The 22,901-nt window shown below is 68.7% G+C and carries 20 protein-coding genes and 1 pseudogene; 14 read left to right on the forward strand and 7 right to left on the reverse strand.

Features of this window, described 5'->3' with window-relative positions; translation table 11 throughout:
* Positions 1 to 27 precede the first annotated feature (27 nt).
* The 3 genes from ACYVLQ_RS28005 to ACYVLQ_RS28015 all read left to right on the forward strand — a co-directional run bounded on the left by ACYVLQ_RS28005 (position 28) and on the right by ACYVLQ_RS28015 (position 2,251).
* The gene (locus ACYVLQ_RS28005; RefSeq protein WP_460700518.1) at positions 28 to 1,005 is read left to right on the forward strand and encodes an HpcH/HpaI aldolase/citrate lyase family protein; all 978 of its coding nucleotides are present in this window, start codon (positions 28 to 30) and stop codon (positions 1,003 to 1,005) included.
* A 175-nt stretch (positions 1,006 to 1,180) separates the two neighbouring features.
* Positions 1,181 to 1,672: a YflT domain-containing protein gene (locus ACYVLQ_RS28010; protein ID WP_280263611.1), complete on the forward strand. Its 492-nt coding sequence runs from the start codon at positions 1,181 to 1,183 to the stop codon at positions 1,670 to 1,672.
* A 3-nt stretch (positions 1,673 to 1,675) separates the two neighbouring features.
* Entirely contained in the window at positions 1,676 to 2,251 is a 576-nt protein-coding gene (locus tag ACYVLQ_RS28015; protein ID WP_460700519.1) for a suppressor of fused domain protein, read from the forward strand.
* Positions 2,252 to 2,268: 17 nt separating this feature from the next.
* Here ACYVLQ_RS28015 and corA read toward each other — a convergent pair whose 3' ends face one another.
* On the reverse strand, positions 2,269 to 3,345 hold the full coding sequence (gene corA / locus ACYVLQ_RS28020; protein WP_460700520.1) for a magnesium/cobalt transporter CorA: 1,077 nt from the start codon (positions 3,343 to 3,345) through the stop codon (positions 2,269 to 2,271).
* A gap of 97 nt (positions 3,346 to 3,442) precedes the next feature.
* Here corA and ACYVLQ_RS28025 point away from each other — a divergent pair, with 97 nt between their 5' ends.
* The 4 genes from ACYVLQ_RS28025 (at position 3,443) to ACYVLQ_RS28040 (ending at position 7,961) form a co-directional block, all read left to right on the forward strand.
* The gene (locus ACYVLQ_RS28025; RefSeq protein WP_460700715.1) at positions 3,443 to 4,297 is read left to right on the forward strand and encodes a PHP domain-containing protein; all 855 of its coding nucleotides are present in this window, start codon (positions 3,443 to 3,445) and stop codon (positions 4,295 to 4,297) included.
* 15 nt (positions 4,298 to 4,312) lie between these two features.
* Positions 4,313 to 4,579 (forward strand): hypothetical protein, encoded by a 267-nt coding sequence (locus ACYVLQ_RS28030; protein WP_460700521.1) that lies wholly within the window; start codon positions 4,313 to 4,315, stop codon positions 4,577 to 4,579.
* A gap of 24 nt (positions 4,580 to 4,603) precedes the next feature.
* Complete coding sequence (locus tag ACYVLQ_RS28035) at positions 4,604 to 6,193, forward strand: FAD-dependent oxidoreductase (RefSeq protein ID WP_460700522.1); 1,590 nt, start codon at positions 4,604 to 4,606, stop codon at positions 6,191 to 6,193.
* A gap of 556 nt (positions 6,194 to 6,749) precedes the next feature.
* The gene (locus ACYVLQ_RS28040) at positions 6,750 to 7,961 is read left to right on the forward strand and encodes an NAD(P)-dependent malic enzyme (RefSeq protein ID WP_460700523.1); all 1,212 of its coding nucleotides are present in this window, start codon (positions 6,750 to 6,752) and stop codon (positions 7,959 to 7,961) included.
* 319 nt (positions 7,962 to 8,280) lie between these two features.
* Here ACYVLQ_RS28040 and ACYVLQ_RS28045 read toward each other — a convergent pair whose 3' ends face one another.
* From ACYVLQ_RS28045 to ACYVLQ_RS28060, 4 genes are read right to left on the reverse strand one after another with little or no spacing between them, the layout of a single operon-like run.
* Positions 8,281 to 8,961: an ABC transporter permease gene (locus ACYVLQ_RS28045; RefSeq protein ID WP_460700524.1), complete on the reverse strand. Its 681-nt coding sequence runs from the start codon at positions 8,959 to 8,961 to the stop codon at positions 8,281 to 8,283.
* Positions 8,958 to 9,653, reverse strand: coding sequence for an ABC transporter permease (locus ACYVLQ_RS28050; RefSeq protein WP_460700525.1), 696 nt, complete (start codon positions 9,651 to 9,653; stop codon positions 8,958 to 8,960). The genes ACYVLQ_RS28045 and ACYVLQ_RS28050 overlap by 4 nt, the downstream gene beginning before the upstream one ends.
* A gap of 49 nt (positions 9,654 to 9,702) precedes the next feature.
* Complete coding sequence (locus ACYVLQ_RS28055; protein ID WP_460700526.1) at positions 9,703 to 10,878, reverse strand: ABC transporter ATP-binding protein; 1,176 nt, start codon at positions 10,876 to 10,878, stop codon at positions 9,703 to 9,705.
* A gap of 13 nt (positions 10,879 to 10,891) precedes the next feature.
* Positions 10,892 to 11,788, reverse strand: a complete 897-nt coding sequence (locus tag ACYVLQ_RS28060) for an ABC transporter substrate-binding protein (RefSeq protein WP_460700716.1) — start codon at positions 11,786 to 11,788, stop codon at positions 10,892 to 10,894.
* Positions 11,789 to 12,032: 244 nt separating this feature from the next.
* Here ACYVLQ_RS28060 and ACYVLQ_RS28065 point away from each other — a divergent pair, with 244 nt between their 5' ends.
* A complete protein-coding gene (locus ACYVLQ_RS28065) occupies positions 12,033 to 13,055 on the forward strand; it encodes a glycine betaine ABC transporter substrate-binding protein (protein WP_460700527.1) in 1,023 nt (340 codons plus the stop codon).
* Between the two features lie 387 nt (positions 13,056 to 13,442).
* Positions 13,443 to 14,611, forward strand: a pseudogene (locus ACYVLQ_RS28070) (esterase/lipase family protein).
* Positions 14,612 to 14,917: 306 nt separating this feature from the next.
* Here the strand turns inward: ACYVLQ_RS28070 and ACYVLQ_RS28075 are convergent.
* Positions 14,918 to 15,544 (reverse strand): TetR/AcrR family transcriptional regulator, encoded by a 627-nt coding sequence (locus ACYVLQ_RS28075; RefSeq protein WP_460700528.1) that lies wholly within the window; start codon positions 15,542 to 15,544, stop codon positions 14,918 to 14,920.
* A gap of 68 nt (positions 15,545 to 15,612) precedes the next feature.
* On the opposite strand from ACYVLQ_RS28075, the gene ACYVLQ_RS28080 reads away from it, so the two are divergent.
* The 5 genes from ACYVLQ_RS28080 (at position 15,613) to ACYVLQ_RS28100 (ending at position 21,379) form a co-directional block, all read left to right on the forward strand.
* Positions 15,613 to 17,151: a flavin-containing monooxygenase gene (locus ACYVLQ_RS28080; protein WP_460700529.1), complete on the forward strand. Its 1,539-nt coding sequence runs from the start codon at positions 15,613 to 15,615 to the stop codon at positions 17,149 to 17,151.
* Entirely contained in the window at positions 17,141 to 17,977 is an 837-nt protein-coding gene (locus ACYVLQ_RS28085; protein WP_460700530.1) for an SDR family NAD(P)-dependent oxidoreductase, read from the forward strand. The genes ACYVLQ_RS28080 and ACYVLQ_RS28085 overlap by 11 nt, the downstream gene beginning before the upstream one ends.
* A 17-nt stretch (positions 17,978 to 17,994) precedes the next feature.
* Positions 17,995 to 18,939, forward strand: a complete 945-nt coding sequence (locus ACYVLQ_RS28090) for an alpha/beta hydrolase (protein WP_460700531.1) — start codon at positions 17,995 to 17,997, stop codon at positions 18,937 to 18,939.
* A gap of 87 nt (positions 18,940 to 19,026) precedes the next feature.
* Complete coding sequence (locus ACYVLQ_RS28095) at positions 19,027 to 20,820, forward strand: AMP-dependent synthetase/ligase (RefSeq protein ID WP_460700532.1); 1,794 nt, start codon at positions 19,027 to 19,029, stop codon at positions 20,818 to 20,820.
* Positions 20,821 to 20,956: 136 nt separating this feature from the next.
* Positions 20,957 to 21,379, forward strand: a complete 423-nt coding sequence (locus ACYVLQ_RS28100; protein WP_460700533.1) for a VOC family protein — start codon at positions 20,957 to 20,959, stop codon at positions 21,377 to 21,379.
* 275 nt (positions 21,380 to 21,654) lie between these two features.
* Here ACYVLQ_RS28100 and ACYVLQ_RS28105 read toward each other — a convergent pair whose 3' ends face one another.
* Positions 21,655 to 22,662, reverse strand: a complete 1,008-nt coding sequence (locus ACYVLQ_RS28105; protein ID WP_460700717.1) for a S1C family serine protease — start codon at positions 22,660 to 22,662, stop codon at positions 21,655 to 21,657.
* Positions 22,663 to 22,901: the final 239 nt, after the last annotated feature.

Consider the following 22,901-nt stretch of genomic DNA (forward strand, 5'->3'; position numbering starts at 1 on the left):
CCGAATCACGAACTTCAGGAGCCGTGCATGCCAACTCGCCGTACCGGGCTCACCCCGTCCCGGCGCTCGGTGCTCGCCGTACCCGGCAGCAACCCCAAGATGATCGAGAAGGCCAAGGGCCTGCCCGCCGACGAGATATTCCTGGACCTGGAGGACGCGGTGGCCCCGGCCGCCAAGGCGACGGCCCGGGCGAACATCGTGGCGGCGCTCAACGAACCCGGCTGGGGCCACCAGATCCGGGTGGTGCGGGTCAACGACTGGACGACGCAGTGGACCTACGCCGACGTGATCTCGGTGGTCGACGGCGCGGGCGCGGAACTGGATGCGCTGCTGCTGCCCAAGGTGGTCGACGCCGGGCAGGTGCGGGCGCTGGATCTGCTGCTGACCCAGCTGGAGAAGTCGGGCGGGCTCGAGGTCGGCCGCATCGCGATCGAACCGCAGATCGAGAACGCCCAGGGGCTGCGCAATATCGACGAGATCGCCACCGCCAGCCCGCGCGTGCAGACGCTGGTGTTCGGGCCCGCCGACTTCATGGCCAGCATCAACATGCGCACGCTGGTGGTCGGAGAGCAGCCGGAGGGTTACGACACCGGCGACGCCTACCACCACATCCTGATGACGATCCTGCTCGCCGCGCGCGCCCACGGGCTGCAGGCCATCGACGGCCCGTACCTGCAGGTGCGCGACCTCGACGGCTTCCGCCGGGCCGCGAATCGCACGGCCGCACTGGGTTTCGACGGCAAGTGGGTGCTGCATCCGTCGCAGATCGAGGCCGCCAACGAGATCTTCTCGCCGCGGCAGGCCGAATACGACCGGGCCGAGGAGATTCTCGACGCCTACGCCTTCCACACCTCCGTCGAGGGCGGCGCGCGCGGGGCGGCGATGCTCGGCGACGAGATGATCGACGAGGCGAGCGCGAAGATGGCGCAGGTGATCGCCGACAAGGGCCGCGCGGCCGGGCTGCAGCGCACGACGCGGTTCGTTCCGCCCGCACCGGCCGACTGAGCCCGGCGGCCGCGGCCCACGGGCAGCGGTGGGGCGCATTCCCGGTCGGCTCGACAACGGAGGGCGCCCGGCGGCTCTGATTCGTGCGCCGCGGGGGATGTGAGCCCGGACTGACACGCGGCGCGTTCCGGGCGTGTGGGTACACGGTTCGCGTGGGACCTAGCATGATGGGGATATGACCAATCCGTTGGGGAGCTCGAATCGCAATCGGCCGGGTCTGCCGACACCCCCGTCCGGCTGGCCGGTCGGGTCGTATCCGACCTATGCCGAGGCGCAGAAGGCGGTCGACTACCTGGCCGACAATCACTTCGCGGTGGAGAACGTGACCATCGTCGGCGTCGATCTGATGCAGGTCGAGCGAGTGTTGTATCGGCTGACCTGGGGGAAGGTCATCGGCGGCGGCATGGTGTCGGGGGCGTGGCTGGGTCTGTTCCTGGGTCTGCTGCTGAGCCTGTTCACCACCGGCGGCGCCCTCGGCCCGCTGGCGGTCGGCCTGGTGGGCGGTGTCATCTTCGGTGTCATCTCGACCTCGATCCCCTACGCGGCCACCCGCGGCCAGCGCGACTTCGCCTCCACCATGCAGCTGGTGGCCGGTCGCTACGACGTGCTGTGCGAGCCGAAGGCGGCCGAGCAGGCCCGCGACATGCTGGCGCGGCTGGCGCTGTAGTCGATGGACGTTCTCGGCAAGGTCCGAGCCGCGGCGCTCGGGCATTTCGGTGTGTCCACGGCCGATTCGGCATCGGTGACGTTCCTGGGGCTGGAGCCGATCGAGATCCTGCGCATCCCCGACGGCGAATTCGTGCACTACGTGACGGTGGGCGGGGCCCGGCATCCGATGACCGACCCCACCTCCGAACTGGCCGACCCGATGCGGGGCCCGCGCGCGGAACTGGTGCTGACGCTGCGCGGCGGGGTGGGCGGCCACGCCGGTCTCACCCGCGGCCTCGGCGTGCTGATCGCCTCGCCCGCGGTGGAAGGCGTTGTGCTGCAGGACGATGCGCTGCTGGATCTGGGAGAACCGTTGTGGCACAACGCTCCCTTCACCGCGGCGCTGCTGAGCCCGGCCGATCTCCCGGAGGTCGGCTTACCGGAACCCGCTGAGCCCGTACGGTTTCTGGCCGTTTCACCGATCACGGCGACGGAGGCCGCGTGGGTGCGCGTGCGCGGCGCGGGGGCGCTGCGGGATGCCTGGGCCGAAGCGGGGATCGACGTGCGCGACCCAGAGCGGGGTGCTGCGAACCTGTAGCGCACCGAAATGGGCGGCTACAGCCAGTGGTTGCGGCGCAAGGCGTACAGGAGCCCGCCGCAGACGGTGAGAATGATGGCCCACACCAGCGGATATCCGTATTTCCAGTGCAACTCCGGCATGAAGTCGAAGTTCATGCCGTAGATGCCCGCGGTCATCGTCGGCACGGCCGCGATCGCCACCCACGCGGAGATCTTTCGCATGTCGGTGTTCTGCTGCACGCTCACCTTCGCCAGTACGGCGTTGATCAGAGCGCTCAGCAACTCGTCGAAATCGCTGATCCGTTCGGCCACGGCGGTGTGATGGTCGGCGACGTCACGCAGGTAGCGCCGAATCTCCTTGGGCAGCGGGAGTTCCTGGCTGCGCGACAGCATCTGCAGGGGAAGCCCGAGCGGATTGACGGCTCGCCGCAGCTCGACGACCTCGCGCTTGAGCTGATATACGGCCTCGGTGGTGAGACGGCTGCGGGGCGTGAAAACCTCCTCCTCCATCGCCTCCACGTCGTCTTCGACCTCCTGTGTGACCGAGACGTAGGAGTCGACCACATGATCGGCGATCGCGTGCAGCACGGCGCCGGGCCCGAGCGCCAAGCGCTCCGAACCGGCCTCCAGCCGCCGCCGCACCTCAGCCAGCCCGGTGTGCTCGCCGTGCCGCACGGTGATCACGAAATCCCGACCCATGAAGATCATGAGTTCGCCTGTCTCGACGATCTCGCTGACGGCGTGCAGATCGTGCTCGACGTACTTCACGGTGCGCAGCACCAGGAACAGCATGTCGTCGTAGCGCTCCAGTTTGGGGCGCTGACGGGCGTGCACGGCGTCCTCGGCGGCCAGCTCGTGCAGGCCGAATGTCTGTGCCACATCGGCCATCTGGGCCTCGTCCGGTGCGTGCAACCCGACCCAGACGAAGCCCGCCTGACGCTCGCGGACCTCGGACAGCGCCTCGGCGTGGGTGAACCGGCCCGGCAACCGGTGCCCGTCCACATAGACCCCGCAGTCGACGATCGCCCGCGCCGTCGGGACCGGAATGCGGCGGGGCGACCGCTCGGTTTTCCCACGTCCACGGAACGATGGCATCGGTGGAATCTGCGGCATTGGGTGGATGCTAGTCGTCCGGCCCGGGTGTGCACGGAGATCGCGGTGCAGCACGCTGCTCGTCGGGGCCGCAGCGCGGTTGGGCAAGATGGACAGGGTGCGCATCGACCTGCATACCCACTCCACCGCCTCCGACGGCACCGATACACCCGCGGAGCTGGTTCGCCACGCCGCCGCGGCGGGTCTCGACGTCGTCGCGATCACCGACCACGACACCACGTCCGGCTGGGCCCAGGCCACCGAGGCGCTGCCGCCCGGGATGACCCTGGTGCGGGGCATGGAGATGTCCTGCGTCGGCCTGGGGGAAGACGGCTGGCCGGTGCCGGTGCATCTACTGGCGTATCTGTTCGATCCCGCCGACGCCGCGTTCGCGCAGGAGCGAGAGCGGCTCCGGGCCGAGCGGGCCGCGCGGGTGCGTTCCATGGCCGAGAGGATGGCGGCGGACGGCCTGCCGGTCGACCCGGACCAGGTGCTGGCCTCGGCGGGTCCGTCGGCGGGGCGCCCGCATCTGGCGCGGGCACTGGTGGCGGCCGGGGTGGTCCCGACCGTGGACGCGGCATTCGTCGACCTGCTGGCCCCGCGCGGCCGGTACTACGTGGAGAAGGCCGACACTCCGCTGCGCCGCGCGGTCGAGATGGTCGCCGCCGCGGGCGGGGTGACCGTGGTGGCGCACGCGCGGGCGCGCACGCGCGGCCGGATGCTGGCCGTCGACGACATCCGGGAGCTGGCGCCCCTCGGCCTGGGCGGGCTGGAGGTCGACCACCCCGATCACAGCGACGCCGATCGCGCGGTGCTGCGTGGGCTGGCCGACGAGCTCGGGCTGCTCACCACCGGCTCGTCGGACTACCACGGCGCCAACAAGACCATCCGACTCGGCGAATTCACCACGGCCCCGGATCAGTTCGAGGAGCTGGCGGGCAAGGCGTCCGGGGTTCCGGTGATCACGTCGTGAGTGCGGAGTAGGGGTATGAGGGTCTTCCGCGCACTGAGCGGAATCGTTGCCGGTGGCCTGGTGGTGCTGTCCGCGGTACTGATCGTGGCCGAGTTCCTGGGCCAGCGGCGGGGGTTCCCCGGGCCGGGCACGGCGACGCTGGGCTGGCATATCGGGCTGTCGATCGTCGCCGTGGCGGCGCAGCTTTTTGCCGATCGGCGTCGAGGTTTCGCCGTACTTTTCGGATCGCTGGTCGTTTTTGTGGCGGCGGGTTATCTGTTGGTTACGCAATGGTGGAATTGAGGTCCGCGTAACGGTTGCGGTTGTATGAATTGTGGCCGAATATTTTTCTTTGTGAGCGACACAGCGGCGGATGTCCTGGTGCTGGGTGGCGGCCCGGCCGGGGCCTGGGCCGCCCTCGCCGCCGCACACGCCGGGGCGCGGGTGGTGCTGGTCGACAAGGGGCGGTGCGGCAGTAGCGGTCCGACCGCGAAAGGGTCTGTCGCCCTGTGGAACATCCCGCCCGGACCGGCCCGTGAGGAGGCCGTCGACCGCAGCTTCCGCCATGGCGGCGAGCTGGGCGACCCCGAGTGGATGCACCGGGTTCTGCGGGAGACGTACCGCCGGGTGGATCAGTTGGTCCGCTGGGGCTATCGATTTCCGGGGGAGCGGGCCGGGCGGCCGACTCGAGTGAGCCTGGACGGCTCGAGATATCTCGGCCGGATGCGCCGCAGCCTGATCGTGGCCGGGGTACGCATTCTCGACCACCATCCCGCGCTGCAATTGCTCGTCGATTCCGACGGTGTGGTGTCGGGGGCCGCGGGGTTGCAGGCGCGCAATGGATTCGGCGCCTGGAGCGTGCGGGCGAATGCGGTGGTGCTCGCGACCGGCGGCTGCGCGTTTCTGTCCGGCGGCGCGGGCAGCGACGTCGACACCGGTGACGGTCTGCTGATGGCCGCCGAGGTCGGCGGGGAGCTGTCGGGTATGGAGTTCTCCAACGCCTACGCGCTGACGCCGGGGCCGGGCATTGTCCCGGCCCCCGACCTGGCCTTGCATTTCGCCACCCTCTACGACGAATCCGGCGCCGCGCTCGGCGGTGCCGGATTCGGTTCGCGGGCCGCGGCATTCGCCGCCATCGCCGACGGGCGGCGGGTCTACGCCGCGCTGGACGAGATTCCGGGGCCGCTGCGCAAGCAGCTGGCTCGGACCCCGCTGTTCACCGCGCGGGGGTGCGATCCCGTGCGGATACCACTGCGGGCGGTCCTGGAGGGCACCGTGCGCGGCACCGGCGGCGTGCGCCTGGTCGGATTCGATTGCGCCACCACGGTTCCCGGGTTGTTCGGCGCGGGCGACGTGACCACGCGCGAGCCCATCACCGGCGCCGTCGGCGGATTCGGCGGCCAGGGCGGGGCGTGGGCGATCTCGTCGGGCGTGTGGGCGGGTGCGGGCGCGGCGGGATTCGCGGGCAGGCGCCCGGGGTTGGGCAAGGTCCGCGCCGCGCCCGGTGCGGGGCTGAACGCCACGGCTGGTATAGATCCGCGCGCGGTGGTCGGGCTGGTGCAGGAGCACACACTGCCGCTGCGGCGCAGCTACTGGCGCAGTGCGGGCAGCCTGCGCGACAGCATCGGCGAACTCGACGGCATGTGGCCGGTGACCGAGGCGGACCTCGGCGGCAAGGGACCGGACCGACTGCGGGCCCGGCAGGCGGCGGCGCTGCTGGCGGTGGCGCGGTGGACCAAGTACAGCGCGCTGGCCCGCGCCGAGACCCGCGGCATGCACCGCCGCACCGACCATCCGGGCGCGGCCAGCGATTGGCGGGTTCGGCTGCGGGCTGGCGGAGTGGAGTCGGTGTGGGTGCGCCCGGAGCAGTGCGATCCGGGGGAGGCGCCGCAGCGGGCGGATTTGACTCCGGCGTGATCCCGGCCAAAAGCATGCCGGGATGATGGTGGGTGCATGTCGGGAGGGTGGTGGCTCGACCTCACACCGAGTTCGGCGCGCCCGGTGCGACAGTTCACTGTCCCCGTCTGCGGAGCGGCGAGTTTCCCCTTACGCAGGGGTAATTCGGGGTCGCTACCCTCGGGAGATGGCAGTACGTACCGGGAGGCGATTTGGCAAGCCGCCGTCTCGGCTGGCAGAATGTTGCGGATTCCCGGCCGACGCCACCGCCCGGTCCGGGACGGTTGGTGAACCTCGCCCCGTGACGCACGGCTCCGGGATCGCGGATCACCCCACAGCATTGCCCGGACCCACCCGTCCGGTTCTCGCTCGACAGCTCTGTGCAGCGATACGCAAACCGTATGCCGTAATGTCCCGTATTCCTTGCCGCGATGTAACCAGTGCGGGGTATCTCGCGCCATGCCCGAGCGTGGTCCGCGCACCCTGTCAGTAACCCGAAAAACCCCTAATCCTGATACCCGGCGGTAACCGCAGGCCGGGCTAGCCACCACCGAGCAGGAGTGAGATCGTGTCACCCGTGACTGACGCACCGAACGCCGCCACGGCGAGCCGTGAGAATGATGCGGCCAGCCTGTCCGCTATTACGCACGAAGAGATTTTCGCGGGACACCTCGGAGGCAAGCTCTCGGTGGAACTTGCGGCGCCCCTCGACACCCAGCGTGATCTGTCCATCGCCTACACCCCGGGTGTGGCGCAGGTCAGCCGCGCCATCGCCAAGGACGAGGCGCTGGCCAAGCGCTACACCTGGACCGACCGGCTGGTCGTGGTGGTCAGCGACGGCACCGCGGTGCTGGGCCTGGGCGATATCGGCCCGCGCGCCTCGCTGCCGGTGATGGAGGGCAAGGCCGCGCTGTTCAAGAAGTTCGCGGGGCTGGACTCGATTCCGATCGTGCTCGACACCAAGGATGTCGACGAGATAGTGGAGACGCTGATCCGGCTGCGCCCGAGCTTCGGCGCGGTGAACCTGGAGGACATCTCCGCGCCGCGCTGCTTCGAGATCGAGAAGCGGGTCATCGAGGCGCTGGACTGCCCCGTGATGCATGACGACCAGCACGGCACCGCCATCGTGGTGCTGGCGGCGCTCAACGGCGCCGCCAAGGTGCTCGGGCGCGACATCTCGGGCATGAAGGTCGTGGTGTCGGGGGCCGGCGCCGCCGGAGTCGCCTGCACCAATATCCTGCTGGCAGCGGGCGTGTCCGACATCGTCGTGCTCGACTCTCGCGGCATCGTCGGCCGTGACCGCACCGACCTCAACGACATCAAGGCCGACTTGGCCGAGCGCACCAACCCGCGCGGCCGCAGCGGCGGTGCCGCCGAGGCGATGGCCGGGGCCGACGTGTTCCTGGGGCTGTCGGCGGGCACCATCGCGGAGGACCTGATCGCGTCGATGGCGCCGGAGTCGATCGTGTTCGCGATGTCGAATCCCGATCCGGAGATCCACCCCGAGGTGGCGCACAAGTACGCCGCGGTCGTGGCCACGGGCCGCAGCGACTTCCCGAACCAGATCAACAATGTGCTCGCGTTCCCCGGTGTGTTCAAGGGCGCGCTGGACGCGGGCGCGCGGCGGATCACCGAGGGTATGAAGGTGGCCGCGGCCAACGCCATCTTCGGCGTGCTGGGTGACGAGCTGTCCCGGGACAAGATCATCCCGAGCCCGCTGGACCCGCGGGTCGCCCCGGCGGTGGCTGAGGCCGTGGCTTCCACCGCGCGTGCGGAAGGTGTTGCGTAACAGTCTGTTTCGCTGTAAGAAGGGCGCCTCGGTAAACGGGGCGCCCTTCGCATATCCGGGCATCGCGCAACGGTCGGCACTCGTATTTCCGGCGCGCTCCCTCCGTCCGGGATGACGGTGGACCGGGGTTGTGCGTCGTCCCGCCACGCCGGACCACGAGGTACCGGTTCGCGAACGCCGCGCTCGTGCCACCCGCGACCTGGCCGCGCTTGGTCGCCGGAACCGTCGTGCCGGTAAGGGGGTACGCCGCGACCGGATACTCCGGTGGGTCGATCGCGGGAGGATGCAGTGGAGGGCGGTGGCGAGTGAAGGGAGCGCGTCAGACGGCGGCCGCGCGGCGTAGGCGGCCGGTGCCGGGGGCGCTGGCCCATACCGCGAAGGCCAGGATGGCGTCGAGGACCAGAGCCAAGGCGGCGACGAGCAGAGCGCCGACCAGGACTCGGTCGTACTTGTACAGGCTGATGCCGTCGAAGATGTAGCGGCCGAGGCCGCCGAGGTTGACGTAGGCGGCGATGGTGGCGGTCGCGACGACGTGCAGCGTGGCCGCGCGCAGGCCGGTCAGCAGCACCGGTAGCGCGTTGGGGACCTCCACTCGGACCAGCACCTGGCGTTCGGTCATCCCCATCGCCCGGGAGGCGTCGACGACATCGGGATTCACGTTGGCTATCCCGGCGTAGGCGCCCGCCAGCAGCGGCGGAACGCCGACGGTGATCAGCGCCAGCAGCGGCGGAAGCAGCCCGAGACCCAGCAGCAGCACCACGAACGTCAACAGGCCCAGGGTGGGCAGGGCGCGCATCGCGTTGGCGAATCCGACGATCACGGCGGCGCCGCGGCGGGTGTGGCCGACCAGCAGGCCGATCGGCACCGCGATCACCGCCGAGAGCGCGACGGCCAGAAGGCTGTACCACAGATGTTCCAGCAGCCGGTGGTCGATACCGGAGCTGCCTCCCCAGTTCGCCGAGTCGGTCAGGTAGTGCCAGGCGTCGATGAAAAGGTTCATGCGTCAACGCCTTTCGCCGGGTCGACGGCCCCGCGCAGGCGGCGGGCGAGCGTAGGGCGGCCGGTCCGCAGCCACGGCGTGCACCAGCGGCCGATCAGATACAGCACCCGGTCCACGATCAGCGCCAGCACCAGCACGACGATGATCCCGGCGACGATCTCGTCCGGATAGTTGCGCTGATAGCCCTGGGTGAACAGCTTGCCCAGCCCGCCCACGCCGATCAGCGCGCCGACGGTCACCATCGAGATATTGGTGACCGCCACCACCCGCAGGTTGGCTACGAAAACCGGTATCGCCAAGGGGAATTCGACGGTCAGGGCCCGCCGCAGGCGGGAGTAGCCGATGGCGTCGGAGGCGTCGAGCACGGCCGCCGACACCGAATCCAGCGCCACCGGCACGGCGATCACCAGCAGCGCGATCGAGTAGATGCTCAGTGCGATAACGACATTCAGCGGATCGATGGCGGGGATCCCGACCAGCGGCGGAATGATCACGAACAGCGCGAGCGAGGGAATGGTGTAGGCGAGGCTGGCCACGGTGACGGTGGTGCGGCGGATCCAGGGGACCCGGCGCACCAGCGTGCCGACCGGAATCGCGATCACCAGGCCGATGAGCAAGGGCACCAGCGCCAGATACAGGTGCGTGCGGGTGAATCCGGCGATCTCGGAGAAGTTGTCGACGAGGTACCTCATCGCGGCCCTCGATTCCGGCGTTCGCCGCAACGACGGTGGAGCGTGCGCATCACCGCGCCTCCTCCTCGAAGAAGTGCCGGTTGCGCGCGGCATCCTCGCCGGATCGCTGCCGCGCCAGTAGTTCGATGATCTCGGTCGCGAGCACGCCGCCGCACGCAGCCCCCGAATTGTCCACGGCCACACCGACTCCCGACGGCGAGGAGATGGCCGCGTCCAGAGCTTGGCGCAGGTCGCCGCCGGGGACGAACAGCGAACCACCGGCGGACATGTTGTCGGCCCAGGCATGTCCGGCCCGCACGCCCTCGACACCGGTGACATCCACCCAGCCGAGGGGGTGGCGAGCCTCGTCGACGACCAGTACCCATTCGCCCGGCTCCAGGCGCAGGCCGGACACCTCTTCGGCGGTGGCGGTCCGGATATCGTGCAGCACAACGTCTTCGGCGCTACGGAACGACAGTCCCCGATAGCCGCGATCGCGACCGGCGAAGTCGGCGACGAAATCGGTGGCGGGCTGGGCCAGCAGATGCCGCGGCGGGTCGTACTGCTGTAGCACCCCGCCGCGGGCGAAGACCGCGATCCGGTCGCCGAGCTTGATCGCCTCGTCGATGTCGTGGGTGACGAACACGATCGTCTTGTGCAGCTCCGCCTGCAGGCGCTGCATCTCGGCCTGCAACTCCTCGCGCACCACCGGGTCCACGGCGCTGAACGGCTCGTCCATCAGCAGGATCGGCGGATCCGCCGCCAGCGCCCGCGCGACGCCCACGCGCTGCTGTTGCCCGCCCGACAATTGCGCCGGATATCGTTGTGCCAGACCTCGATCCAGGCCCACTCGGTCCAGCACGTCGAGCGCGGCCCGACGTGCGGCGCGGCGGGTCTGGCCGCGCAGCACCGGGACCGTCGCGACATTGTCGAGCACGGTGCGGTGCGGCAGCAGCCCGCCGCTCTGGATCACGTAGCCGATGCCCAGCCGCAAGCGCACCGGGTCGACGGTCGAGATGTCCTCCCCGGAGACGGTGATCGTGCCCGAGGTGGGCACGATCATCCGGTTGATCATCCGCATCGATGTGGTCTTACCGCAGCCGGACGGTCCCACGAATACGGTGAACGACCCGGAATCGATGCGCAGATCCAGATCGGTGACGGCGGTGGTGCCGTCCGGATAGGTCTTGGTGACGCCGCTGAACTCGATCGCGAGTTCGGCGGTATCCGCTGTCTCCTCACTCACCGGTGTGAGTCTCCTAACCGATCGGCTTGTCCAGCCCCTGCGCGGTCACCCACGCCTTGGCTGCCGCGGCGGGCTCGGTCTTGGCGGCGCCGGATACGGCCTCGTTGAGCGAGACCAGTTCCGCTGTGGTCAGTTTCGCCGAGACCGCGTCGAGCACCCGGACCGCCCGGTCGGACTTCTCCTTCGCGTTCAGCAGCGGCACCACGTTCTGGGCGGCGAAATTGTTCTTCGGATCCTCGAGCACCACCAGGTTGTTCTCCTTGATGGCCGGGGAGGTGGTGAAGATGTCGGCCGCCGTCACCTGGCCGGAGGTCAGCGCACGCACGGTGGCCGGCCCGCCGCCGTCGCCGATCGGGACGAACTTGTCCTTGGCGATGTCGACGCCGTAGTTGGCCTTCAGGCCGGGCAGCCCGTAGGTGCGCTCGGAGAACTCCGCGGGGGCGCCGAAACTCACCTCGGCCGAGTGCGGGGCCAGGTCGCCGATGGTGCGCAGGTTCCATTTGTCGGCGGTGGCCCGGGTGACGACCACGGCGTCGGAATCCTCGCCGGGGGCGGGGGCGCCGATGGCGAGCTGGTCGCCGAGTGCCTTGGTCAGGGCCTGGTTCACCTGGTCGGCGGCCGTGGCGGTCGCCGACTTGTCCAGATACTGCAGCAGATTGCCGGTGTAGTCCGGGATCAGGCCGATCGAGCACTCGCGCAGCGCCGGGATATAGGCCTCGCGGCTGCCGATACTGAGCTTGGTCTCGATGGTGAAACCATTGGCGCGCAAGGCTTCCGCATAAATGTTGGCGACCGTCTCGGATTCCGGGAAGTTCGCCGAGCCGATCGTGAGGCTGCTGTCGTTGCCGTCGCAGTCACCGGAGCCGCTCGACAGCGGATCGCTGTTGCCGCCGCAGGCCGACAGCGCCATCGCGGCCGCCAGGGCGACGGCGGTGGCGAGGAAGCGCGCGGCGGTCCAGGCGGGGCGCAGGCCGCGGCGGCGTGCGCTGGTGGGGTTCGAGGATTTCACTGCAGGTCCTTCCGATGGCCCGGTGCTCCGAGGCGGGCCGGTGCGCGCTCCGACTACGATTCGTCTGCGGGACGGCCGCCTTCTGGCTGTCCATACTGTCAGCCGGGTGTCGTTCTTACTATGTATCGGGAGTGGGTGTCGCCGGATGGAGTTGGCCGCATCGGTGCGGGTCTCGGTTCGTGCCGTGGTCGCGATCATGGCCGCTACGCTGGCGGTTTCCTGTTCGGGCGGCGATTCGGGGACGACGATCACCGTCGGCGCGGGGAATTCCGCGCAGTCGGAGTTGATTGCTGAGATCTACGCCGGTGCGCTGGCCCGCGCCGGTGCGCACACGACCACCAGAACGGGGCTCGGTCAACGCGGCGACTACCTGGCCGCCCTCGACGCGGGCACCGTGCAACTGGTCGGCGACGACAGCGGGGATCTGCTGACAGCCCTGGACTCGGGGTCGCAGGCGCGGCTGCCCGACAAGCTAGCGGCGGCGAAGACGGCGACGCCCGCGGTGCCGAAGCCCTCCGGGAGCACGACATCGGGGAGCGCGGGCACGGGAGACAAGGCACCGAGGCCGGATGTCGCCGACGCCGTCAGCCGGGCCCTGCCCGAGGGACTGGCGGTATCCGATATCGCCGACGGGACCGACCTGCGCCCCGCCTTCGTGTTCGGCGGGGCGGCAGCCCGGCGGTACCCCGATTCCCTGCAGGAACTGGCGCCGCGGTGCGGTGAGCTGGCCGTCGGTATCGCCACGGGGAGCGAACTGGACCCGCTGCGCCGTTCCCCCGATCCGCAACGGGACGTGCTCGATCCACTGCATGCGGTCTACGGCTGCGACATCACCCGCCACAGCGTCTACCCGAACGACTCCGAACTTCGAAAGGCATTGCAGGAAGGGAAGATTCAAGGCGGTGTCCTGACCGCTCCCGCCGCACTGCTGCCCGGCGGCGCGGGCGATCTGGTCCCGATCGCCGACCCCGGCTACGCCTTCCGAGCCCAGAGCGTGATCCCGCTGTACCGCAAGGGAACTCTCACGGTCCGCCAACTCAAGAAGCTGAATTACGTTGCGGGAGAACTCACCACGGCCGACCTCACTGATATGGTCCGCGCTCTCCGCGACGACCGTGCCCCAGCTTCGGACCTGGCCCGCACCTGGCTCGATTCCCACGACCTCTGACCCCAATCGCGGTGGGGCAACCGGAGCGTGGGCGCGTGCTGCTGGCGTCGAGATATCGGCGTGCGGTTCGACGCTGATTCGCGCAGGTCGTGACGCCGTTTGGTGAAAAGGCTGTGATTCCGCACGGCCGCCGGTGGCCGAACCTGTGAGATCTCCGGTTCTCGCGATATCGAAGCGGCTGTGGGAGTTCCTCAGTCGTCGTCTGCACCTTCGTGATTTATCCGGATTATCGCTGCGACAACGCAATTCCCGGATGGTCGGTTTTAGCGTCTGCGAAGTTCCTGTGCGGTGGCCGAATTAGCCGCCACCGGAACTGGATCGCACCCTTGTGCAGAAAGGTATCGAATGAGACGAACGACCATCCGCAGGCCGCTGCGCGCCGCCGTGATGATGGGCGCGGCGATCCTCGCGATCGGGCTTCCGGGGGTCGGCGTGAATGCCGATCCCGCTCCGGCGCCCACGGAGCAGCAATTGGCCGATCTGATCGGTGCGGGACTGAAGAATCCGGCCGCGCACCCGATCGCCGAAGACAGCGGCAGCGCCGGCAGTTCCGGGTCGGCGTGCACGTCCGGCAGCGGCGCCGGATCCGGTAACGGGTCCGGCGACTGCTATGGCGGCTCGGGGTCCAGCTCGGGCTCGTCGGGCGGATATGCCTCCGACACAAAGGGTTACGGCCCCGCATCGTCGTCGTTCCTGGCGGCGTTCGGCTACAGCCTACTGAATCCGGACGCGGCGCCGCCGGGTACCAACGACTGGGACTGCAAGCCGGGCGACGGGCGGAAGCCGGTGGTGCTGGTGCACGGCACCTGGTCCAATGCCTATGACGCCTTCGCGTTCATGAGCCAGCCGATCAAGGACGCCGGATACTGCACCTTCACCTTCAACTACGGCCGGTCGAACCTGGTCGAGGGCGGCGGTCTGGGCTCGGTGCTGCCGGGCGCCAACGGCACCGGCTACATCCAGGATTCGGCCAAGCAGCTGGCCACCTTCGTGGATCGGGTGCTGGCCGCGACCGGTTCGGACAAGGTCGATATCGTCGCCCACTCGCAGGGCGGGTCGATGTCGAACTGGTACACCAAGTTCGAGGGCGGCGGGTCCAAGGTGGATCACCTGATCACCTACGGCGCCACCCATCACGGGACGTCGCTGGACGGGATCGGTGCGCTGGGCCGGGCGATCAACAACTTCGGGATCGACGTCTTGGGATTGATCGAGATCTTCGTGGGCCACTCGGGGATCCAGCAGACCATCGGCTCGGATTTCATCAACCAGCTCAACGCCAATGGCGACACGGTGTCCGGAATCAAGTACACGAGTGTCGCCACCCGGTACGACGAGGTGACCAACCCCTACGACCTGACCTTCCTGAAGGCCGGGCCGGGGCGACGGTGGACAACGTCCTGCTGCAGGACGGCTGTGAGCAGGATCTGTCGGACCACCTGACGATGATGTACTCGCCGCGGTCGCTGTCGATCGCGCTGCACGCGCTCGATCCGTCGCAACCGCTGCAGTGCACCTTCAACCCGTGGCTGCTGGGAGGTGGCGGCAAACTCTGACGGTGCTCGAGAGCGATGCTCCCGCTCGGTGGCCCGACCATGCCTTCCAGCAGTCGAGCGGAGCACGACCCGCCGGGTGGTCCCACAGCGACCGCCCGGCGGGTTCTTTCTGTAAACGGTGGCGGGCGACCGCTCCGGCGACGAGGGTGATCCGGCCCGGATGATGTCCACCGCCACCTACCTGGAGACGTCGATGGTCATCGAGAGCCGATATGGCGAGGCTTCGTGCGCACCGATAGTGCTTCCGTCCAGCTGCCTGTGATCGAGGAGGCGGTCGAGGGCGAGGCCGATCAGCGGCGTGCGGGCTCAGTCGCGCAGCGCCTGGGATAGTTCCGGGCTCAATGCCAACGCGGGGAGGGATTCGACCAGCATGTCGATCAGTTGTTCGCGGGTGATGGTCTCGTGTCGCAGCCAGCTCAGGGTCGTCTCCTCCGCGAAGGCGATCCAACCGCGCACCGCCAGCCGCAGCCGCGGTTGATCGTCGTCCTCGATCGGGACCGGGACCTCGGCGAGGATGCGGTCGACAATGGCGCCGCGGGTCGCATCCACCAGCGTCGTCAGTTCGGGCCTGGTGCTGGCCGGGCCGCGCAGCAGCGCCAGGTACGAGGTGCGGTTCCCGGACACGTAGTCGACATAGCGCTGCATGGCGTCGCGCAGCATGTCGAACAGGCCGAGGCTCGGATCCGGTGCGGTGCGGGCCAGCAGTTCGGCATTGGCGCGCTGCGCGATCGCGAGATGGAAGTCCTGCTTGGTCGGGAAGTAGTGGAACAGCAGGCCCCGGGAAATACCCGCCTGCGCGGCGATATCGCCGATGGCGATGTCCTCGAGAGCGTGATCGCTCAGCATTCGGGCCCCGAGCGTGAGCAGCTGCTCGCGGCGCTCGTCCGGGCTCAGCCGCACCCGCTTGCCGTTCTCACCAGGTCCCTTGCTCACGGGCCCATCCTACTGAACGTGAGTCAATACTGTTGACTCCGGATCAATAAGCCCTTACGCTCGAGTACATGAGTCGCAAGGTTACAGACACTGGTGTCGCGCGGCATGTGCACGTGTTGATCGTCGGGAGTGGATTCTCCGGCCTGGGCCTGGCCATCCGGCTCAGCCAGCAGGGGCGCGAGGACTATGTGGTGATCGAGCGCGGCGGCGATGTCGGCGGCACCTGGCGCGACAACACCTACCCGGGCGCGGCCTGCGACGTGCCGTCCCAGCTGTACTCCTACTCGTTCGCGCTCAACCCGAACTGGTCGCGCTCGTTCTCCAAGCAGCCGGAGATCCAGCGCTACATCCAGGACGTGGCCGCTCGCCACAATGTGCGCGACAAGCACATCTTCGACTGTGAGATGACCGGTGCGCGGTGGAACGACGCCGACGCGCGGTGGGAGGTGCAGACCTCCAAGGGCGCCTTCACCGCCGACATCCTGGTCTCCGCGGTGGGTGCCCTGTGTGAGCCGAATCTGCCGGATATCAAGGGCATCAACGACTTCCGGGGGCAGATCTTCCACTCCGCGCGCTGGGATCACGAGGCCGACCTGAAGGGCAAGCGGGTCGCGATCATCGGGACCGGTGCCTCGGCGATTCAGATCGTGCCGTCGATCGCGCCCGAGGTCTCGCACCTGGACGTCTACCAGCGCACCGCGCCCTGGCTGCTGCCACGCATGGATCGGCCCTACACGCTGCCGGAGCGGCTGGCGTTCAAGCACGTGCCCGGGATGCAGAAGCTGGCGCGCACGGCCATCTACGCCGTGCGGGAGACCCAGGTCGTCGGCCTGGCCAAGTTCACCCCGGCCATGCGGGTGCTGGAGGCGGTCGCGCGTGCCAAGCTCGCCCTCGAGGTGCGCGATCCGGAACTGCGCCGCAAGGTCACCCCGAACTTCCGCATCGGCTGCAAGCGCATGCTGATCTCCAACGACTACTATCCGGCGCTGAGCCGCGACAACGTCGACGTGGTCACCGACGGCATCAAGGAGATCCGCGCGGATTCGATCGTGACGACCGACGGCGCCGAGCGCGAGATCGACGCGCTGATCGTCGCCACCGGCTTCCACGTCACCGACTCACCCGCGTACGAGGTCGTCGCCGGGCGCGACGGCCTCACGCTCGCAGAGGTTTTCGACGCCGCTGGGCAGCAGGGCTACAAGGGTTCGGCGATCGCCAATTTCCCGAATATGTTCTTCCTGCTGGGCCCGAACGTCGGCCTCGGGCACACCTCGATGGTGTACATGATCGAGTCGCAGATCACTTACATCGCGGACGCGATAGACGCGTTCGATATGCGCGCCCTGCGCACCGTGGAGGTGCGAAAGGATGTGCAGGACAAGTTCAATCGCGAATTGCAGGGTAAGCTGGTCGGTAGCGTGTGGAATACCGGCGGCTGCGCCAGCTGGTATCTGGACAAGCACGGAAACAACACCACGCTGTGGCCGGATTTCACTTTCCGTTTCCGTAGACTGCTGGAAAAGTTCGACGTGTCCGCTTACGACACGACCGTCAACGGGGCCGAGGACCGGCCCGATCTGAAAGTGGTGGCAAACAGTGAGCAATGAGGCTTACTTCGGGGGCAAGGTCTGCGTGATCACCGGCGCGGGATCCGGCATCGGCCGGGCGCTGGCGGAGAACCTGGCCCGCCGGGGCGCGAAACTCGCGCTGTCCGATATCGACACCGATGGTCTTGCCGAGACCGTCAGGCGCTGTGAGGCTTCGGGCGCACAGGTCAAATCCGACCGGCTCAATGTCGCCGAGCGCGAGGCGGTGCTGCTCTACGCCGACGAGGTGAAGAAGCACTACGGCAAGGTCAATCAGATCTACAACAACGCCGGGATCGCCCATCACGGCGATGTGATCCACACGCAGTTCAAGGACATCGAGCGGATCATGGATGTCGACTTCTACGGAGTCGTCAACGGCACCAAGGCATTTCTGCCGCACCTGATCGAATCCGGCGACGGCCACGTGATCAACGTGTCCAGCCTGTTCGGCCTGATCGCGGTGCCGGGCCAGAGCGCCTACAACGCCGCCAAGTTCGCGGTGCGCGGTTTCACCGAGGCGCTGCGGCAGGAGATGCTGGTCAAGGGCGAGCCGGTCCAGGTGACCTGCGTGCACCCGGGCGGCATCAAGACGGCGGTGGCGCGCAACGCGACCGTCGCCGAAACACAAGGGCTGGACCAGAAGAAGTTCGCCGCCCAGTTCGACAAGCAGCTGGCGCTGCACACCCCGGAGATGGCGGCCGAGACGATCCTGACCGGCGTCCGCAAGGGCCACGGCCGGGTGCTGATCGGCTGGGAGGCCAAGGTGCTGGACCTGTTCGTCCGCACCACCGCGTCCTACTATCAGCGCATCGCCAGTCTGGTGACCCGCCACGTCCTGCCCTGATACCGAAAGTTCCTGCTATGCCTGCTGTTTCGCTGCCGCTGCCGCTGGCCCGGGTGGTGCTGCACCCGATGTTCCGGTACGCCATGCATCATCGGGTGCCGTGGCGGTTCCAGCGGGCACTGCTCGACGCCGGTTCGGTGCTGCAGGTGCTGCCGCGGGGTGCTCGAGTGCACAAGCTGCGGTTGGGCGGCCGCCCGGCGGAGCGCGTTACCGCAGCACCCGATCCGCAGGCAGTTGTGTCGTCGGATGTCGTCGTGGGGCCGGGCGCCGTGCTCTATCTGCACGGGGGCGGCTACGCCGTCGGCTCGATCGCCACCCACCGCTCGCTGGCCGCGCACCTGGCGCGCGAGATCGGTTGCCCGGTCTACCTTCCCGACTACCGGCTGGCGCCCGAGCACCCCTTTCCGGCCGCCCTCGACGATGCCGAGGCGGCCTTCCTGGATCTGGTGTCGACTGGGCTGCGGCCGGAAGATATTGCGATATCCGGTGATTCGGCCGGGGGCGGCCTGTCGCTGGCGCTCGCGCTGCGGCTGCGCGACAAGCACGGAATCCGGCCCGCCGCACTGGGTTTGATCGCGCCGTGGGCCGATCCCAACGAGGTGCCCGACGGCTACCGCGATCTGGTCATCAACAAGCCGTGGTCGCGGGCCTGCGCCGCGGCCTACCTCGGCGACGGCGACGGCCTGGATCCCGGCTACGCGCCGCTGCTGGGCGATCTGCGCGGTCTGCCGCCGACCTATGTCCAGGTCGACGGTAGCGAGCTGCTGCACGACCAGTGCGGGCGGCTGGCGGCGGCGCTGCGGGCCGCCGGGGTGACGACGCAGTTCAGCGTCACCCGGGGGCTGTGGCACGTCGCGCAGCTGCAGGCCTCGATCGTCGAGCCCGCCGCGGCGGCGACGCGCGAGTTGGCCGCGTTCCTGAGCGCATCGCTGCAGGCAGCGCAAACGCGGTCCATAGGATAGAAATTTGGCGGCGTCACCACCTCGGACGTACACGGCCGCCGTGAGTGGCGTAAATTACCGGTGAGTAAACCACGTGGAAGGGCACCGATGCGAGAGTTCGAAGTCCCGGCGACCTACACCATCCCCGAGGACGCCAATATGTCCGACGGGGCCTTCCGGCATGCCGAGCGCACGCCGGGGCTGGTGGTGTTCAATCGCCCCGACGGCAAGGGCGGGTGGACCGACGTCACGGCCGCCGAATTCGCCGGGGACGTCACGAAGGTGGCCAAGGGACTGATCGCGTCGGGCATCGAACTCGGTGACCGGGTGGCCATCCTGGCCTCGACCCGCTACGAATGGGTGGTCCTGGACTTCGCCATCTGGGCCGCCGGCGGCTGCACCGTCGCCATCTTCGACAGCTCCTCCGCCGAGCAGGCGCGCTGGATCCTGGAGGACTCCTCGACCAAACTGCTCGTGGTCGAGACCGCCGCGCAGCGGTCGACCATCGCCGAGATCGAGTCGGGCCTGCCGGAGCTGCGCGAGGTGCTGCAGCTCGCCGACGGCGCCGTCGACCAGCTTGTCGCGAAGGGCGCAGAGCTGGACGACCAGGCCGTGCACGACCGGCGCGCCCAGGTCAAGGCCGCCTCCCCGGCGACGCTGATCTACACCTCCGGCACCACCGGCCGCCCCAAGGGCGTCATGCTCTCGCATGCCAACCTCTACGCGGAATCGGCCGCGGACCGGGCGGCCATGCCGCAGTTCCTCAAGCCGGGCAACAAGTCGCTGCTGTTCCTGCCGCTGGCGCATGTCTTCGCCCGCGCCGTCGCGCTCGCCGCCTTCGACGCCGGTGTCACCGTCGCGCACACCTCCGACTGGTCGACGCTGGTCGAGCAGTTCGGGCAGTACAAGCCGGATTTCATCCTGTCGGTGCCGCGCGTGTTCGAGAAGGTGTTCAACGGCGCCAAGCAGAAGGCGCACGACGGCGGCAAGGGCAAGATCTTCGACGCCGCCGCCGAGACCGCCGTCGCCTACAGCCAGGCGCTGGACAACGGCGGCGCCGGGCTGGTGCTCAAGGCCAAGCACGCGCTGTTCGACAAGCTGGTCTACGGCAAGCTGCGCGAGGCCATGGGCGGGCGGTGCAAGTCGGCGGTATCGGGCGGCGGTCCGCTGGGCGCGCGGCTGGGCCACTTCTTCCGCGGCATCGGCGTGACCATCTACGAGGGCTACGGCCTCACCGAGACCACGGCTGCCGTCTCTGTGAACACGCCCGAATTCATCCGCGTCGGCTCGGTCGGCCGCCCGCTACCCGGGCACGGGGCGAAGGTGGCCGAGGACGGCGAGTTGCTGGTGCGCGGCCCGGTCGTCTTCGGCGGGTACTGGAAAAACCCGACCGCCACCGAGGAAGCCTTCGCCGACGGCTGGTTCAAGACCGGCGACCTGGGCGCCATCGACGACCAGGGCTTCATCACCATCACCGGCCGCAAGAAGGAAATCATCGTCACCGCGGGCGGTAAGAACGTGGCCCCGGCCATGCTCGAGGATTCGCTGCGGGCGCATCCGCTGATCAGTCAGGTGATGGTGGTGGGCGACGGCAAGCCGTTCATCGGCGCGCTGATCACGCTCGATCCGGAGGCGGTGCCGGGCTGGAAGGACCGCAACGGGCTGCCCGCCGACCTGCCCATGGAGAAGCTGATCGAGCTGCCGGAGTTGAAGTCCGCGATCGACGCCGCGGTGGCCGACACCAACAAGTTGGTCTCGCACGCGGAGCAGATCAAGAAGATCCGCATTCTGGCCGTCGACTGGACCCAGGAGAGCGGCGAGCTGACGCCGAAGATGTCGCTGAAGCGGGCCGTGGTCATGAAGAACTACGCCGCCGATGTGGACGCCATCTACAACGGCTGAGTCTGCGCAAACGGACCACGGTCCGGCCGAAACGCCGGTGCCGGGCGCGATGAATTCGTAGAGTGGCCGTCGCCCCTACTAGGGGCGACGGCCACTGTCGTCCGTCCGGCCGTGTACTCATTCGAGGAGGCAATCCGTGACGGTCTTGAACCCCTATTTGATGTTCAACGGCAACGCCGAGGAGGCGTTCACCTTCTACCAGTCCGTTTTCGGCGGTGAGCTGCAGCTGATCCGCTTCAGCGAGATGGGCGACGGCGGCGGCCTGCCCGCCGCCGCGAAAGACCTGATCGCCCACGCCGCCCTGCCCCTGCGCGGCACCGACCACCTGCTGATGGCATCGGACTGCCCGCCGGGGCAGACCGTAAACACCGACAGCCCGGCCTACGCCGTATCGGTGGATGTGGACAGCCGCGAGGAGGCCGAGCGGATCTTCGGCCAGCTGTCGGCGGGCGGCGACGTATCCATGCCGATCGGCAAGACCGAATGGGCCGAGCTGTTCGGCATGGTGACAGACAAGTACGCGGTGCCGTGGATGATCGGCTACACCCCCGCCGAGTAGGCGGCGGCCGGCGCCATGTCTCCCGGTGACGGCGGCTTTCGTCTGTGGGTGGCTTCCGCCGGGCAATCCTCGTGGACGGTGTGGCCGCAGCCGGGGTGGTCACGCATGCTCCAGCAGTCGAGGCCGCGCTCGGCGGTCAGGGCCAGTGCCGCGCCGACGATCACCTCGCGACAGACCCGTGTCGTACGCGCGCCTGGAACCTCTGGGCATCCGGTGACCTCGACCGTGGGCGGAAGTGGAACCTCGATCCACAGCATAGGAAGCTTCGGGAGTTCTCAGCCGACGGGGCCCTGCGCCAGTTCGATCTTGCCGGTTTGGGTCCGGCCGGTGCGATCGGTCCAGGTGAGGTTCACGTTGTCGCCGGGATGGTGCTTGTCCATCGTGGCGATCAGGGCGTTGGCCGAGTCGATGCGGTCGCCGTCGATATCGGTGATCACGCTGCCGGGCGCCACGCCGAGTTCCGCCGCCGGGCCGCCGCGCACGATATCGCGGACCAGGGCGCCTTGGCCGTCCGCATCGCTGACCGTGATGCCGAGGAAGGCGCTCGGGCCGACATGTACGGTGCCGGAGCCGGTCCCGGCCTGGATCTGCTGGGCGATCGACCGTGCCTTGTTGATCGGGATGGCGAAGCCCTCGCCGCCATCGGCGCCGAGCCGAAACCCTTGGGAGGCGGCGGTATTGACGCCGATCACCTGGCCGTCCTTGTTCACCAGGGGACCGCCGGAGTCGCCGGGCCGAATATCAGCGGCCACCTGGATGAGCCCGGTCAATTGCTCCGAGCTGCCGGAGGATTCGTCACTGGCGGTGATCGAGCGGTGCAGCGCGGTCACCCGCCCGCTCGCGGCGCTGGGGCTGCCGGTGCCGCCCGCATTGCCCACCCCGACGATCTCGTCGCCGACGGCGACCTTGTCCGAATCGCCGAGCGGTGCGGTCTGCAGCCCCGAGGCGCCGGACAGGCGCAGCACCGCCAGATCGTTGGTGCGGTCGTAGCCGAGCACGGTGGCCGGGTAGGTCTTGCCGTTGCCGATGCTGGTCACCTCGATCCGGGTGGCGCCCTCGACGACGTGGTTGTTGGTCAGGACGTCCCCGTCGGAGGTGAGGACGATCCCGGTGCCCGCGCTGCCACCGCCCTGCAGGCCGAGTTCGGTGTTCACCGTGACGACACCCGGGACCACTCGTTGCGCGGCGTCGGTGAGATCGGACCGAGCCTGTGAATCGAATGCGTGCATGACATTGCCGGACTGCGCCGGTGGGGTCGTCGGAGTGTGCTGGGTGGCGCTCATGCGCGCGGCCACCAGGCCGATGACGACGGCTACGGCCAGCACCAGGGCCGCCACGACGCCGAAGTTCAGCGCCGGGCGATGCGGCCGCGGGGGTGGCCCGTACGGTCCCTGCGGCCCCGGCCAGCTGCCCTGATTCGGATGCAAGGTCATCACGTCCTCGAATGGTCAGAAGGTCTGCATCCATTAGGCGCGCGATTCCTGAGAACTGCCTGGGGAGCGCCCGTGGAACTGCCACGTGC

It is taken from the genome of Nocardia thraciensis, from assembly GCF_054782435.1.

Excerpts from the sequence above, each read along its gene's own strand:
- ACYVLQ_RS28015 (WP_460700519.1), top strand. The coding sequence starts at position 1,676 with ATGGACGTTCTCGGCAAGGTCCGAGCCGCGGCGCTCGGGCATTTCGGT.
- ACYVLQ_RS28035 (WP_460700522.1), top strand. The coding sequence starts at position 4,604 with ATGAATTGTGGCCGAATATTTTTCTTTGTGAGCGACACAGCGGCGGAT.
- ACYVLQ_RS28095 (WP_460700532.1), top strand. The coding sequence starts at position 19,027 with ATGCGAGAGTTCGAAGTCCCGGCGACCTACACCATCCCCGAGGACGCC.
- ACYVLQ_RS28045 (WP_460700524.1), bottom strand. The coding sequence starts at position 8,961 with ATGAACCTTTTCATCGACGCCTGGCACTACCTGACCGACTCGGCGAAC.
- corA (WP_460700520.1), bottom strand. The coding sequence starts at position 3,345 with ATGCCGCAGATTCCACCGATGCCATCGTTCCGTGGACGTGGGAAAACC.
- ACYVLQ_RS28005 (WP_460700518.1), top strand. The coding sequence starts at position 28 with ATGCCAACTCGCCGTACCGGGCTCACCCCGTCCCGGCGCTCGGTGCTC.
- ACYVLQ_RS28105 (WP_460700717.1), bottom strand. The coding sequence starts at position 22,662 with ATGAGCGCCACCCAGCACACTCCGACGACCCCACCGGCGCAGTCCGGC.
- ACYVLQ_RS28060 (WP_460700716.1), bottom strand. The coding sequence starts at position 11,788 with ATGGCGCTGTCGGCCTGCGGCGGCAACAGCGATCCGCTGTCGAGCGGC.
- ACYVLQ_RS28090 (WP_460700531.1), top strand. The coding sequence starts at position 17,995 with ATGCCTGCTGTTTCGCTGCCGCTGCCGCTGGCCCGGGTGGTGCTGCAC.
- ACYVLQ_RS28010 (WP_280263611.1), top strand. The coding sequence starts at position 1,181 with ATGACCAATCCGTTGGGGAGCTCGAATCGCAATCGGCCGGGTCTGCCG.
- ACYVLQ_RS28030 (WP_460700521.1), top strand. The coding sequence starts at position 4,313 with ATGAGGGTCTTCCGCGCACTGAGCGGAATCGTTGCCGGTGGCCTGGTG.
- ACYVLQ_RS28080 (WP_460700529.1), top strand. The coding sequence starts at position 15,613 with ATGAGTCGCAAGGTTACAGACACTGGTGTCGCGCGGCATGTGCACGTG.
- ACYVLQ_RS28065 (WP_460700527.1), top strand. The coding sequence starts at position 12,033 with ATGGAGTTGGCCGCATCGGTGCGGGTCTCGGTTCGTGCCGTGGTCGCG.
- ACYVLQ_RS28050 (WP_460700525.1), bottom strand. The coding sequence starts at position 9,653 with ATGAGGTACCTCGTCGACAACTTCTCCGAGATCGCCGGATTCACCCGC.